Origin of the sequence: Sinorhizobium prairiense, assembly GCF_029201645.2 — a bacterium.
Lineage (GTDB): Bacteria > Pseudomonadota > Alphaproteobacteria > Rhizobiales > Rhizobiaceae > Sinorhizobium > Sinorhizobium meliloti_A.
On record NZ_CP104133.1, the window covers coordinates 1,077,246 to 1,091,393 of the forward strand.

The 14,148-nt window shown below is 62.3% G+C and carries 11 protein-coding genes and 2 pseudogenes; 7 read left to right on the forward strand and 6 right to left on the reverse strand.

Annotation, left to right across the window (positions count from 1 at the left end; genetic code table 11):
• Position 1: 1 nt before the first annotated feature.
• The gene (locus N0Q91_RS28340) at positions 2 to 769 is read left to right on the forward strand and encodes an SDR family NAD(P)-dependent oxidoreductase (protein ID WP_275598838.1); all 768 of its coding nucleotides are present in this window, start codon (positions 2 to 4) and stop codon (positions 767 to 769) included.
• A 329-nt stretch (positions 770 to 1,098) separates the two neighbouring features.
• Here N0Q91_RS28340 and N0Q91_RS28345 read toward each other — a convergent pair whose 3' ends face one another.
• On the reverse strand, positions 1,099 to 2,169 hold the full coding sequence (locus N0Q91_RS28345; RefSeq protein WP_275599752.1) for an ROK family transcriptional regulator: 1,071 nt from the start codon (positions 2,167 to 2,169) through the stop codon (positions 1,099 to 1,101).
• A 59-nt stretch (positions 2,170 to 2,228) separates the two neighbouring features.
• Positions 2,229 to 2,878 (reverse strand): annotated as a pseudogene (locus tag N0Q91_RS28350) (SGNH/GDSL hydrolase family protein).
• 263 nt (positions 2,879 to 3,141) lie between these two features.
• Between N0Q91_RS28350 and N0Q91_RS28355 the strand changes: the two are divergent.
• The 6 genes and pseudogenes from N0Q91_RS28355 (at position 3,142) to N0Q91_RS28380 (ending at position 9,223) form a co-directional block, all read left to right on the forward strand.
• A complete protein-coding gene (locus N0Q91_RS28355) occupies positions 3,142 to 4,218 on the forward strand; it encodes an ABC transporter substrate-binding protein (RefSeq protein ID WP_275598840.1) in 1,077 nt (358 codons plus the stop codon).
• A gap of 54 nt (positions 4,219 to 4,272) precedes the next feature.
• Positions 4,273 to 5,766 carry a sugar ABC transporter ATP-binding protein gene (locus N0Q91_RS28360; protein WP_275598841.1) on the forward strand — a complete coding sequence of 498 codons (1,494 nt, stop codon included), beginning with the start codon at positions 4,273 to 4,275 and terminating at the stop codon, positions 5,764 to 5,766.
• A 43-nt stretch (positions 5,767 to 5,809) separates the two neighbouring features.
• Entirely contained in the window at positions 5,810 to 6,751 is a 942-nt protein-coding gene (locus N0Q91_RS28365) for an ABC transporter permease (protein WP_275598842.1), read from the forward strand.
• Between the two features lie 3 nt (positions 6,752 to 6,754).
• The gene (locus N0Q91_RS28370) at positions 6,755 to 7,705 is read left to right on the forward strand and encodes an ABC transporter permease (protein ID WP_275598843.1); all 951 of its coding nucleotides are present in this window, start codon (positions 6,755 to 6,757) and stop codon (positions 7,703 to 7,705) included.
• 26 nt (positions 7,706 to 7,731) lie between these two features.
• Positions 7,732 to 8,387: pseudogene (locus N0Q91_RS28375) on the forward strand (SGNH/GDSL hydrolase family protein).
• Positions 8,388 to 8,611: 224 nt separating this feature from the next.
• Positions 8,612 to 9,223 carry an imm11 family protein gene (locus N0Q91_RS28380; RefSeq protein WP_275598845.1) on the forward strand — a complete coding sequence of 204 codons (612 nt, stop codon included), beginning with the start codon at positions 8,612 to 8,614 and terminating at the stop codon, positions 9,221 to 9,223.
• Positions 9,224 to 9,397: 174 nt separating this feature from the next.
• Here the strand turns inward: N0Q91_RS28380 and N0Q91_RS28385 are convergent, their stop codons facing one another.
• Genes N0Q91_RS28385 through N0Q91_RS28400 form a run of 4 tightly spaced genes read right to left on the reverse strand, consistent with a single transcriptional unit; the run spans position 9,398 to position 14,089 of the window.
• Entirely contained in the window at positions 9,398 to 10,207 is an 810-nt protein-coding gene (locus N0Q91_RS28385) for a sugar phosphate isomerase/epimerase family protein (RefSeq protein WP_275598846.1), read from the reverse strand.
• On the reverse strand, positions 10,204 to 11,214 hold the full coding sequence (locus tag N0Q91_RS28390) for a hydroxyacid dehydrogenase (RefSeq protein WP_275598847.1): 1,011 nt from the start codon (positions 11,212 to 11,214) through the stop codon (positions 10,204 to 10,206). Before N0Q91_RS28390 ends, N0Q91_RS28385 begins: the two co-directional genes overlap by 4 nt.
• Positions 11,211 to 13,064, reverse strand: a complete 1,854-nt coding sequence (locus N0Q91_RS28395) for a DUF2264 domain-containing protein (RefSeq protein ID WP_275598848.1) — start codon at positions 13,062 to 13,064, stop codon at positions 11,211 to 11,213. The genes N0Q91_RS28390 and N0Q91_RS28395 overlap by 4 nt, the downstream gene beginning before the upstream one ends.
• Positions 13,061 to 14,089 carry a LacI family DNA-binding transcriptional regulator gene (locus tag N0Q91_RS28400; protein ID WP_275598849.1) on the reverse strand — a complete coding sequence of 343 codons (1,029 nt, stop codon included), beginning with the start codon at positions 14,087 to 14,089 and terminating at the stop codon, positions 13,061 to 13,063. The genes N0Q91_RS28395 and N0Q91_RS28400 overlap by 4 nt, the downstream gene beginning before the upstream one ends.
• Positions 14,090 to 14,148 lie beyond the last annotated feature (59 nt).

Sequence of the window (14,148 nt, forward strand, 5' to 3'; positions counted from 1 at the left end):
TGTGAACACGTATAAGGACATATTCTCGCTGAAGGGCAGGACAGCTCTGGTGACCGGCTCGAGCCGCGGAATCGGGGCATCGATCGCACAAGCCTTTGCAGCCTATGGCGCGCGCGTGGTTCTGCACGGACAAAAGCCCGGCGCAACGGCCGGGGTCGAACAGGAAATACGCGCTGCCGGCGACGACGCGGTCTCGATCCATGGCGAGCTTTCGCCGCCCGGTGCCGGCCGTCAGTTGATGGCAGCGGCGGAAACGATCGTGGGTCCGCTGGATATTCTGGTCGTCAACGCATCGGTGCAAGTCAATGGGGCGTTCGACGATGTCACGCCGGAAGACTTCGCCGCCCAGGTCGACGTCAATTTGCGGTCCACCGTCGAGATGCTTCAAGCGGTGTTGCCCGGCATGGCCGAACGCGGCTGGGGCCGCGTCGTCAACATCGGCAGCATCAACCAGTTGCGGCCGAAATCCGTCGTTTCGATTTACGCGGCGACCAAGGCGGCACAGCATAATCTGATCCAGAGCCTTGCACGCGATTACGCCGCTCGCGGCGTGCTGCTCAACACCCTTGCGCCGGGCCTCATCGACACGGACCGCAACGCCGCCCGCCGCGACGGCGACCCAGAGGGTTGGGGGAACTACGTCCGGACGCTCAACTGGATGGGGCGTGCAGGCACGCCGGACGAAATGGCAGGCGCTGCGCTCTTCCTCGCCTCCGATGCCTGCAGCTTCATGACGGGCGAAGCCATTGTCATGTCGGGTGGGTATTAACAGCTCGGCGTCCGGATTTCGCTTTCAACATGCCGGCGGGTGTGTCGGAAAAGCAGAGTGTACCAAACGTTACGGACCGGGCGCCATGCATCGAAGATGTTGGCGACGGCTTCCCCGATCCGGAGAACGTCGATGCGCAGTTCATTCGTCGCAATGCCGGTTCTGGTGTTCCCGGGAGCACACCCAGCGCGGTATGGCCGCAAGAGTGTGAGAACAGCTGAGGGGTCGCATCTGCCGGATAGTGCACATCCGGCTCAAAAAGCCTGCCGCCCCCGCGGGAGCTGCAATTCGAATTCGCCTGAAGAGCTATCGACACGGCCAAATTCACTTCAGTGAACCATGAACCGTGAGCTGAACGGCAGGCTTGCGGCTCCAACCGCTTTTGGGGATGAGGTCTTGCCCAGGACTGCGTCGACGGACGGTATTTCCTGCTGGATGTGTGCGCAGAGCGTTTCGCATATTCCGGGCGGGATAAAGGACGAAAGCACCACGGTCTTGAGCTCGATGAATTGAAGCAGCGACTGAACCGCCTTAACGAGGCTTTCCGCGCAAGCACTCTGCCAAGTCTCGAAGGTCGGTCCCATTGTCGGCCAGTTTCGGCTTTGTCTCCAAAGTTTCTCCCGGATCGCAGGATCCGGTGGCAGGGCCCGTTCGAGGGCGAGCACGCCAACATCATAGCTGATCGGCGAATTGCCGTTATAGATCTGATGGTTGAGCACGAGGCGGCTGTGCAGGCGGGCACCGAGATAAAAAAACAGGAAGTCCTGCAACTGCCGAGCGGCGCCGAACAGACTTTCGCCACCGGCCGCAGCGGTAATGTCGTTCTGCACGAAGACGGGAAGCTTGAGTTCCGCTTCCAGGTCGCGGTGAAGCACCGCCTGGTCCGGGCCGGTGTGGAGTGGAGGCGTTGGAAGCGCCAGTCCGATGCCCGCAATGCGTCCCCGCCGACTTTCAGAAAGACTCGCCACGGCATTGCGAATTTCGAGCGCCAAACCTTCCGTCGCGTCGAAGGCGCCGGCTATCCTATGTGGCATGACATGCTGGTGCTGTATGTTGCCGATAAAATCGACGACCACGATATGGGTGTTGCGGTATCCCACACTGACCCCGACGGAATAGGCGCCTTCCGAATTCAGCATGAGGGGCGTCGTCGGCGGCCCGACCCGTCCCTTCTGAGCCTCACCACGCACGACAAGGCCTTCCTGTTCGAGAGAGCGCACGATCACCGAAATCGTCTGCGCCGACAAACCGGTCTTCTCGCCGATCTCGAGGCGCGTTGTCGCCTCGTTCTGCAGGAGAAGCGAGAGGACCAGGCGTTCGTTGTGGCTGCGCACGCTCAAAGAGTTGAGCCCGCTGGCGCGGTCTGCGATGCGAAGCGGATTGGGAGGCGCAAATCGCATATCAGGCAAGGTGGGGATCCTCCCCGGAAAGCGCTGTGGTCACGCGAGCGGAAGCGGTTTCATGCATCGGGCCACCCGATCGCCAGCACTTCCTGCGCCAGTGCCTCGCCGAGTCTTCGATGGGCCTCCTCGTCGATATGGAAGCCATCGGCCGGCGCGCACTGGCAGACCGTTCCGGCATCGAAGAAATGCACCTCGAGCGAATCCGCCATGATTTCGAACTCTAGTGCCAGTTTGCGGGATTTTTCCTGCGCGCCGGAGAAGATCGACTCCCATTCCTTGAGATCCTGCAGCATGGGCGGCGGTGCGACGATCATGATCTCTGGATCGTGGCCGGTGGGACCGGGAGAAAGCTCCCGGATGTCATAGACGAGGCAGCCCACGCCCATGGCGACCTCCGAAGGCGGCATGTTGAAGCGCCTTTTCAGGTCGTTGGTGCCGAGCATGATGATAATAAGGTCAAGCGGTGCGTGGCTTTGCAGGCACGGGCGCAGATAGGTCCGCCCGTTCTTCATCGATCCTTCAATCGGGTCGTCATGCACCGTCGTGCGCCCGCTTAAGCCCTCCTCTATGACCTCCCAGTTCTGGCCGAGGACATTGTGAAGCACCCCGGCCCACCGCTGTTCGCGGCGATAGCGTTCGAGCGGGCCGCGGCCCGGAATCTGCCCGTGAGTGTTCGAGTCCCGAAGCATAGAACGGTCCGCGTCACTGTCTCCTCCACCATGCGCATAGTCGCTTTCTCTGGACCAGATTTCGCATCCGGGTCGGCGCTTTGCAAGGGTGAGCGATTATTCATTCAACATGAATAACTATTGACAGCAGATAATGCCAGTGATTTTGTGTCGGCCGGAGGAGAGTTTCAGGTCGGTACAGGGCTGCAGACGAGCGTCGGACTTCGGTTACGAGCTGGCGATGTCGTGTGCCCTCCGGCCGGTCTTCCCATCATCGGACACCTGCTTTTGGAGGAGAAGCATGAACAGCATCATCAGGAAAATCGGCATATCGGTTCTATTGTCCGGCGTCGTTTTTGCGAACGGCGCACTGGCCCAGGAGGTCCACCTGCTCGACGGCGTGACGACGCCTGCGGAAAACAATCCGGCGGTGGAAGCCGGCAAGTACAAGAAGGACGCGCCCTGGATCATCGGCATGAGCAGTTTCGGCGTCAATGCCAATACCTGGACTGTGCAGGTAGCGCACGAAGCCCAGGCCGCTGCCGACCGTGACAAGCGCATTTCCAAATTTGTCCTGCTCGATGCCGGCTTCGACCAGAAGAAGCAGGTCGCCGACATCGAGGACCTGATTGCCCAGAAAGTCGACGCGATCATCGTGCAGCCGGTCACCTCGACCTCGGCCAATGCCAGCATCGAGAAGGCCGTGCAGGCTGGCATCCCCGTCGTGCTTCATACCGGCCGCATCGAATCCGATGCCTATACGACGGAGATCCAGGGCGGGGCCGAGCATTTTGGCAAGGTCATGGGTGATTTCCTCGTCAAGGAGCTGGGCGGAAAAGGCAATATCTGGGTGCTGCGGGGCCTTGCGGGCCATCCAGAGGACACCAACCGCTATAATGGCCTCGTTCAGTCTCTAGAGGGCACGGAGATCAAGATCACCGCCGAGGAACACGGCGATTGGCAGTATGACAAGGCCAAGAAGGTCTGCGAGACGCTCTACCTCAATGACCCGAATGTTGCCGGCATATGGTCTTCGGGCGCAGACATGACGCGTGCCTGCGTCGACGTTTTCAAACAGTTCGGTGCGGCCATTCCGCCGATTTCCGGCGAGGGCAATAACGGCTTCTTCGGCCAGTGGATCGCCGACAATTTCAAATCGGTCTCCTCCGAATACAGCCCGGCCCAGGGCGCTGCGGGCATCCGCGCTGCCACCGCCCTGCTGGAAGGCAAGGAGCTCAAGAAGCACTATGACTACAACCCGCCGGGTTGGGACCTCGAAAAGGTCAAGAAATACTATCGCGACGATCTGTCCGCCAATGTCTGGTGGCCGTCGGAACTCTCCGAAGAACAGCTGAAGCAGTTCTACGCCAAGCAGTAAACGCAAGCCGAGGCAGGCGGATTGTCTGCCTCGGTCGCGGTTGCGGGGGATCCAATGTCGCACCTCATTGAAATGTCGCGGATATCGAAGGCGTTCGGCGGGAGCGTCGCGCTCAGGGACGTGTCTTTGGCGCTGGCCCCCGGAACCGTGCATGCCCTGATGGGCGAGAACGGCGCCGGCAAGTCGACGCTGATGAAGATTCTTGCCGGCGTATACCAACCGGATGGCGGCGATATTCGACGAAACGGCCGCATGGTCAGCTTCGCCAATCCGCGCGCCGCGCTGGAAGCCGGCATCTCAACAGTGTTCCAGGAATTGTCGTTGCTGCCCAACATGACGATCGCGGAAAACATGTTCCTCGGCCGTGAACCTGCCGGCCGCTTCGGCGGGATCGACCGGCGACGCATGCGCCAGGAGACGAAGGTCGCGCTCGCCCGTCTCGGCCTCGATCTCGATCCGGATACCCTGGTTTCCGAACTCTCCATCGCGCAGCGGCAGTTCGTCGAGATCGCCCATGGCATCGACGCGGACGCAGGCGTCTTCATTCTCGACGAGCCTACGGCGGCGCTTAACGCCGCCGACGTCGAAGTCCTCAACCGGCACATCCGGGCGCTGCGCGATAAAGGCAAGGCCATCGTCTACATCTCGCACCGGATGGACGAGATCTTCGCTATCTGTGACGTCGTGACGGTGTTGAAGGACGGGCAACTGGTCGGCACGCAGCCGCTGTCCGAGATGACGCAGGGCTCGCTGATCGAGATGATGGTCGGCCGCGAACTGGAGGATCTTTTTCCCGAGCGTGACGGAGCGGCGGGTGAGGTGGCGCTCTCGATTTGCGGCCTCCGCCTGGAGCCCGATGCCAAGCCGTTTTCGCTTTCCGTTCGCAAGGGCGAGATCATCGGCCTTGCCGGCCTCGAAGGGCAGGGGCAGCAGAAGATCCTGCGGGCGCTTGTCGGGCAATTCGCGCCGGTCGAGGGCACGCTTACGCGACGTGGCAAAGACAAACGGTTGCCGCTGCCGAAGGAAAGCGGCGTGCGGCGCTGGCAGGCGCTGGGAGGCGCCTTCGTGCCGGAGGACCGTAAGGATGAAGGGCTCTTTCTCGGCCTGGGAGCAGGCCAGAACATCGCCATGGCGTTGCATGCCGGCCGGCCTGCGATAGAGGTCGCAAAGCGCTACGGCGAGGTGATTGCCGCTACGATGAGCAAGCTCAATGTCAAGGCAGCCGGTCCGGCCGCTTCTGTCGCATCGCTCTCCGGCGGCAACCAGCAGAAAGTTTTGCTCGGACGTTATCTTGCGACCGATGCCGACCTGCTCCTCATCGAGGAGCCGACGCGTGGCGTCGATGTCGGCGCCAAGTCTGAAATCTACAAGATCCTGCGTGACTTCGCGAAAGCGGGCGGCGCGGTGCTCGTGCTTTCGCGCGAGACGCTCGAGCTAATTGGCCTCTGCGATCGCCTTTATGTGATCCACGGCAATACCGTCGTGTCGGAAATGCGGGCCGCCGAAGCGACCGAGCACAGCATTCTCGACGCGGCCCTCAGCGCATGACGGAACGCCCGATGACCCTTCTTCCCCCTCCATTCTCGAAAAATTGCCTAGCCGCCGCGCCAATAGGCAAGGCCTGTGGCTGTTCGCGCTCATCATCGCCGTGGCTATGGCCCTCTGGCTCGCCACGACGACCGACCAGTTCGGCCAGTGGAGCAACCTCGCGAACCTTGTCGCCCAAGGCATGCCACTCCTCATCACGGCAGTCGGGCAGATGTTCGTCGTGCTCATCGGCGGGCTGGACCTGTCCATGGGTTCGGTCGTCAGCTTCACCACGGCGATCGTCGCGCTCGACCTGCCGGGCTATGTCACTATTCCCGGCGTCTTTGTCCTTGCCGGACTTATCGGCGCGACGAATGGTTACTGCGTCACGCGGCTGAACGTGCATCCCATCGTGGCGACGCTCTCCATGCAATATGTCGTGCTCGGAATCACGCGCGTTCTCCGGCCGGTCTCGGGCGGTTCCGTGCCGGAGGGCGTGCGCTGGATGGTGGAGGGGGCAATCGCCGGCATTCCGCTGCCGTTCTTTTGGGGCATCGTCACAATTCTGCTTGCCTGGAAGCTGCTCTACGGTTCGCGCTACGGACTGCATCTCTTCGCGATCGGCGGTGGGGTCGCCTCCGGTTCGGCTGATGCGGCGCGCAATTTCGGCATCCCCGCCAATCGCAACATACTGCTGGCCTACGTGATCTGCGCGCTCTTTGCAGCACTTGCCGGCATTTTTCTGGCCGGGCGCATCGTCTCGGGTGATCCGAATGTCGGCCTGCTCATGGAGCTCGATGCCATCACGGCGGTCGCGATTGGAGGCACGCAGCTTTCCGGCGGCGTAGGCAGCCTGCATGGCACCGTCATCGGCGTCGCCGTGCTCGCTCTTCTCTCCAACGGCATGAACCTGCTCAACGTCACACCCTTCGTCCAGACGGCGATCAAGGGGATCCTGCTCATGGCCGTCGTGGCGCTGCAGTCGCGCAAGAAGATGGGACTTTGAACCATGTCGGCTCTCGTCAACTCGACCCTTGTCCGCCGGATCATCAAGGTCCCGCCGTCCTATTACCTGCTTGTGGTTCTGCTGGTGATACTGTTCGTCTCGCGCCCGCAGATGCTCAATGCGAACGTGCTCGGCGTCTTTGTGCGTCAGGTCGTGCCGCTTGGCATCCTTGTCCTCGGGCAGCTTCTGGTAATGCGCGTGAAATCGATCGATCTCTCCGGCGGCGGCGTTATCCTGCTTATCAATTACTGCATTTCCTCCGGCATGTTCGCCGGCGCCTCGTTCGCCTTCTTCGTTCTGCTCGCCATCGGCCTGGGACTTGCCATCGGCTTCTTCAACGGCCTGATGGTCGCCAAGCGCCGCGTTTCGGCTGTCATCGTCACGCTGGCACTCAGCATCGTTCTCGTCGGCCTCGTGCAATATCTCTCGAGTGGTAAGCCGCCGGGCGACGTCCCGACGTTCTTCGGCGAAATGTTCAATACTCGTTTTGCCGGTCTGCCGAGTCCCGTCCTCTTCTGGATCGTGCTCACCGCGCTCATGGCGCTGCTCCTCTCGCAGTCTGTCTTCGGCCGCTTTGTCACCGCCGTCGGCGAGAGCATGCCGGCGGCCCATTTTTCGGGCGTGCCGGTAGAGCGCACGGTGATCCTCGCCCATACAGTCTCCGGCCTGATGGCCGCGATCGCCGCGCTTGTCCAGACGGCGTCCATCGCCGTCGGCAGCGTGCGGGTCGGTCTCGATCTGCCGATCCTTTCGGTCGCCGCCACCATTCTCGGCGGCGTGGTCTTCGGGCGTGGAGAAGGCGGCGTCTGGGGGCCGTTCTTTGGGGTGCTCTGTTTCGCCTTCCTCTTCGTTGTCATGACGATGTTCGGCGTCGGCGAGGCGGGCAAGCTCGTGGCCCAGGGCCTGATCATTCTACTCGCAGCCGTCTTCTACGGCCTGCGCGCCGACAAATAGCAATCAAACGTTCAATGGAGGTCGACATGGCGGACAAGCGCTCAATTTTGTGTTTTGGGACTCGCTGACTTGGGGCTGGATTCCGGTGAAGGAATCCGCGCCGACGCTACGCTATCCCTACGAACAGCGGTGGACCGGTGCTATGGCCGCAAAGCTCGGCGAAAATTACCACGTCATCGAGGAAGGGCTCAGCGCCCGCACCACCAGCCTCGACGATCCAAACGATCCGCGGCTGAACGGTAGCGCCTACCTGCCGATGGCGCTTGCCAGTCATCTGCCGCTCGATCTCGTCATCATCATGCTCGGCACGAACGACACAAAGTCCTATTTCCACCGCACGCCCTACGAGATCGCCAACGGCATGGGCAAGCTCGTCGGCCAGGTGCTGACGTCTGCCGGCGGCATTGGCACGCCCTATCCGGCGCCGCGGGTTCTGGTCGTGGCCCCGCCGCCGCTCTCGCCGATGCCGGATCCATGGTTCGAGGGCATGTTCGGCGGCGGCTATGAAAAGTCGAAGGAGCTCTCAAAGCTCTACAAGGCGCTCGCCGACTTCATGAAAGTCGAGTTCCTGGCGGCCGGAGACTACGTCTCGACCGATGGCGTGGACGGCATTCACTTTTCCGCCGAGACGAACATTGCGCTTGGACACGCGATCGCGGCCAAGGTCGAATCGCTGTACTGAGCGAGGCCGCTCCGGCGCCTCCCGCCGGCGCGGCATTTGTTCTATGTCGAATAATGACGGCGCCAGTTCGGATAATCAGGGCTGGAAAACAGATCGGTCCTGATTGGGCCGCGTAGCTGCGACCATACCCTGCTTCCTACATTCGAATGGAATTTCAATTGCCGCGCGCGCGGCGCCATGATCGTATTCTGCTAATGAACTGCTTAACATCTAGCGGTGATATGATGAGAATTTATGAGTTAATCCTCGCCGACGGGCAGGAATGGGCCCTCCCGAAGGTTCTCGAGGATAATCATGTACTGTCGGACCTTCGCGGACAGTGCCAACACCATTGGGTGCCTATCCGCATGGACCTCCTCACTGAGGGTGATGAGGGTACCTTGCGGGGATATTCTGATTTTCCCTGGGATGGGTCGCATGTCCTCATTCTTCGCTCCGACGCTGCAAACGGCCTGCGCGACATCATGAGTCCATACGGCGAGTTCTTGCCCCTGAAGGGCGGCGATGGATTGGAGCTGTTCAACGCAACGACTGTTCTGGACGCATTGGATGAAGGTCGTTCGGAAATCATACGCTTCGACGACGGCGACATACTGAACATCGAGCGTTATGTGTTTCACCAGGAGGTTATCGGGAATTCCCTCATCTTCAAGCTGCCATACCGCGCATCCAACCTGTATATGCAGGCTGGTTTCATCGAGCAAATCAACGCCATGGAACTTTGCGGGATTGGGTTCGAACTGGTGTGGAGCGACGAGGTCGATCCAGTGCGCAAGGTCATTTTTCCGCCTCGCCAACGGCCGCACAGAAAAAGACAGTGGTGGTGGTCGCGCTGATGCCCAAGAGCAAAATCGCGGCTGTGTTTGTGGGGCCGCCGCCGCATGAATGGCGTCCACAGCCGGCTTCAGAAAACCTTTTGGCCCGTGGAAGGCCTCGGATACGTGAAGGGGTGGATTGGCACTTCGTCGCTTCAAGCTACGGCGCCACACAGATGGCCGTCGAAAAAGCAGTCATTCTTCGTCTGAAATGGCAGAGGCGCCTGGCGGAAACTCCATCTTCAGGATTTGTCTCAGTGTCGCCGCATCCGCCAGAAACGCCGCCGGATCGTCTCCCGCCACGAATTCAAGCATGGCAAAACGCCGGCCCGTCCAGCGCGACGACGGCATGGCGGCCAGCACGGCTCGCCAGTAGTCGGCGGCGGATGCCAGCGGGAAGCGGTTGCGGTCGCAATCCCAGGCGAAGACATGGACATGCGAAATGTGCTCGCCGATGCGAGCGATCTCCGAGAGGGCCTCATCGAGCGGGAGCCCGGGCCGCGGCTGCCAGTAGAGATAGACATTCGGGTGCGCGACCGCCTCGATCAGGCTGAGCGCCGACCCGGTCTCGTCCGTCAGGGTCTGTGGGTGATATTCCAGCGAGACCGTGACGCCATGCCGGGCGGCTTCAGCGGCCATTTCGCGGATCGCATCCGCCGCGGCGCGCCGTTCACGGGCGCTGTAATCCCTCGAATCGCGCTGACGCGTGCCCGGCCAGATGCGGATGTTGGAGGCACCAAGCGCGACCGCCGTTGCCAGTGCGGGCTCGAGGGCGGAAAAGTCGTCTGACGGCGGCGAGACATAGGAGCCGTAGGAGGTCTTGAGGCCCGCGCTTTCGCACAGGCGCCGGACCGTGCGGGCGGTGGCCGTGTCGCCCGGAGGGACATGGGCGTCTGCCGCCCATTCGACGGCGGCGAGCCGCGCCTTCGCTGCGAGCTCGACGATTTCGCCGGCGGGCAGCTTGCGGAAGGTGACCGTGCAGAGAGCCGGTTCGAAAGCGTTCATGCCATGTGCCCCAGATCCCGCTTGTGGACTTCGAACAGGAGCGGGCTGCCTTCGAGGAACCGCGCCACTTCATCGACCGCCATTTCCCCGAGGCGCGTGCGTTCCAAACCGATGGCGCCCGCAATATGCGGCGTCAGAAATACGTTCGGGAGATCGTAAAGCGGTGAGTTTTCCTCCGGAATTTCGGGGTCGGTAACGTCGATCACGGCATTGATCGCGCCCGACTGCAGCTTTTCGACGAGTGCCGCCTCATCCACCAACGCGCCGCGCGCCGTGTTGATCAGCGTCGCGCCGTCCTTCATGCGGGCGAGTTGGCGGTTGTCGATCATGTGCCGGGTTTCGGGCAGCAGCGGCGCATGCAGCGACACGATATCGGACCGGGCCATCAACGTATCGAGATCAACCTTCTCCGCCTTGAGAGCCATGGCTTCGGCGTCGCTGACCAGCGGATCATAGAGCAGCAATCGATAGTCGAGGAGATACAGCAGATCGATCACGCGGCGCCCGATCCGCGACGCCCCGACGATCCCCACGGTACGGCGATGATTTCCGATCGCTTCGCCCTGAAGAATCTGGGTGCGCTCGCGCCCGCGGTCGGCCGCATAGACATCGCGGAAGCGGAACACCTGCTTGCCCGCGAAAATAATCGCTGCGAGGGTAAACTCGGCGACCGGCACGGCATTGGCCTCCGCCGCGTGGCTGACCTTGACCCCAGCATCGAACACGCTCTCGCCGACGAGTCCCTTGATCGTGCCGGCGGCATGGACGATGAGGCGAAGGCGCGGCGCCCGGGCGAGGACGGCCGCATCGATGAACGGCGCGCCCCAGCCGGTCACCAGGACCTCTGCCTCCGCCAGCAATCGCTGCGACCGCTCATCGGCGAACTCCGTCACCGGGCGCTGATCCGGTATTCGGGCGAAGGCGCCGAGCCGCGCGAAAAGCTCCGGCGTCAGAACATGACGCGTCCTTTCCGGCTGCATCGCAAAGACGACGGTCGGGAGGGTCATGGCATCGAACCGGGCGCTTGCATGGCGCTGACGGTCAAGCCTTCCGCCCTGAGGGCGTCGAGCGCCTCCATATCGGGCATCGCCGGCGGGTTGGACCAGTCTTCGGCGACGGCGGAAGTGTTGCGGGCTGCGAGCACGGCGCAGGCGAATATCGTTTCCCCGCTAAGGATTTTGGCCCGCAACTGCGGCACCAGTGTCTTTGCGGCAATCAGATTGGTGTTGGGCGGCGCCTTCTGGACCAGGCCTTCGCGCGGGACGGTCGAGCCGAGATCGCGGATCCCGCTGAAATCTTCCGCGCCGATTGCGTGGGCCGTCCCTTCCGCGGCGGCGAGCGTGTCGGCCTCGAAATCCCGTCGGGGAATGGCGAAGCCGCCTTCAGCAGTCTGCAAGGGCCGGGGCGTCGTGATCCGGTGCACGCGCACGTGCCAGGGCGAAGCGGGAACAAGCCAGGTTTCGACATCGACGTCCGGCCAGGGGGACCATTTGGAAAACAGCACATCGTCCGCAAGCCGCACCACCTCATTGGCCTCGCGCACCCGGTAATGAATGCCGTCGTCGCTGAATGCCAGCATCGAATCGAAGGCGCCGCCGGCAAATGCCCGTTCGTCGCTCTCGACGCTGAAGGCGTATCGCGTCGAATAGGCGAATTTCGCATATTTCTCCGAGCCGAAACGCATCTGGCGGTTTTCCTGGCCGGAGGAAAGCGCCACCACGTCCCCTCCGACCGGCATCATGACCATGCCCGGATGGCGAAGGGCAACCGGTCCGGCCAGTGGCCGCAGCGGTTCTTCCGCGCTCGTCCAGAAGGGATGGTCTTCGCCGACGCCAAGCGGCAGGAAGGCCTTGAAGGCCCAATAGGGCGAACCGGCCGAATTGTAGTTTTCCGACATCAGGAGGTTCGGATAGCCGTAGCCGATGGAGAGAACGCCGTCCCGATCCGCTATCGGCTTGTCTGCCCACCATCTGAGGTGGCGGAGGCAGAGCCCCTTGATCTCGCCCCAGGGCAGCGCCTCGAGGTCGGCAAAGGCCAGTGCTGCCCAGAAGCCGGCGCAGGCGAAGCGATAGGTGAGACTACGGCCGAAGGGGAGGGTCGCTCCATCTTCGGCGAACCAGTGGCGGAAATCCCGGGCGAAGGCGACCGCCCGCTCGCGATATCGTTCCGCATGGTCGTCTTCGACGAGGCGCGCATAGATCAGCCCGTAGAAGTGCATGGCAAAGGCGATGTAGTGGTCGACGCGCCGCACATTGCCGTCGCGATACCAGCCGTCCCCGATATAGAAGCCGTCCAGTTCGGCGAGATAGGCCTTTGTCAGGCTGCGATCGTGCTCGATGCCGAGGCGATCGAGAGCGATGTCGACGAAAACCCGAAAGAACTTCCAGTTGTTGTCGGCGTAGTCGAACTTGCGGGCATGGAGGAGATAAGAGACGAGATTGTCTCTTTCACGCCCGCTCAAGGGATCCCACAGTTTCTCCGGCGCCAGCGCCAGGGCGAAGCCGAGGGCGGCAAGCTCCACCATGCGCTGGTCCCGGCCGTTCACTTGTCCCCAATATTCCGGATGTTCAGGGTCGGTGCCGTTGGCGATCCCTTCCGCATAACGGTCCCAATGCGCGAAACTTCCGCCGCCTGCGGCAAAGGGAGCAAGCCCCCAGAGAGGCCGCGCAAAGCCTTCCAGATCGGCAGCGGCCCGGTCGAAATGAGCCGCGGCGGCGTCGAGACGGACCCGCGCATTTCTTCTGGAGAAACAGGGGACCAGCGGATCGAAGAGATCGAGCAGCGCGCGCTGCATGTCGCCGCGTGTCTCGAGCGGATTTCCGGCAAGCGGGTTGGCGCTGGCGGGATCATAGGTCATGGGGTGTCTTTCGTGGCAATTGTGCCGCCGGGCACCGGGACGACGGCGTGAGTGACATGCCGGGCGGGCACGTCCGGATGGCGGAAGCGAAACTGCATCATAGAGACCGCTTCGCGGCCGAGCGCTGCGCGGTCGACGCGCATCGTCGATAGGCGCGGATTGGCCATGTCGGCGCAGGGCAGATCGTCGAAACCGATGATCGCGAAATCGTCCGGTACGCGCCGGCCGAGTTCGGTCACCGCCTCGAGAACGCCCACTGCGATGAAGTCGTTCATGCAGAAAGCCGCGGTGAAACCCTCGTCCTCGGCAAGAGCGGCGAGCGTTGCCGCGTGGGCTTCGGCGCTGGAGTTGTTCGCGAACGGCAGGCGGATGATACGCGCATCGCCGCCATCCACGGAGGCGACGGCCGCTTCGAAGCCGCGCACGCGCTCGCGGATCGTATGTCGATGCGATCCGGTCAGGTGGAGGATACGCCGGTGGCCGGCGTCCAGGAGCATCCGCGTCGCCGCGAAGGCGCCGAAGAAGTTCGGTGGCGAGACACCGTCGAAGCGCAATTGCGGATCGACGCCGTTGACGAGGACGATGGGGGTCCGGGTTTCCACAAGCCATTCCGCAAGAGTCTCGCAGGGATCTATGCCGACCAGGAAAAGCCCTTGCGCACCGACCGATTGCATATGTCCGCCAACGGCTTGCGGCGTCGCCTTCGCCTCGTTCACGAGGCGGATGTCGAAGGACATGCCCTGCTCGGCCGCCTCGGAGCGCAGGCCATCGACAATGCCCTGGTAAAATGCGCTCAGATTGCCGGTAACGCCGTTGCTTGCGATCAGCGCCAGCGTGCGAGGGCCTGCCGCGGCACCGGCTTTGAGAGGGTAGCCGAGGTCGTTGGCGACCTTGAGGATCTGCACCCGGACATCCTCGCTGATGCCGGGCTCATTCGCGAGGACGCGTGAGACGGTGGAGACGGAAACGCCTGCTTGTGCGGCAATGTCGGCTTGGCGGAGTCTTCTGGAGCGTCTTTCGATCATGGTGCAAACATTGCGCAATTAACGCAAATTTGCAAGACCGAAAAGAAATATTGCGCATG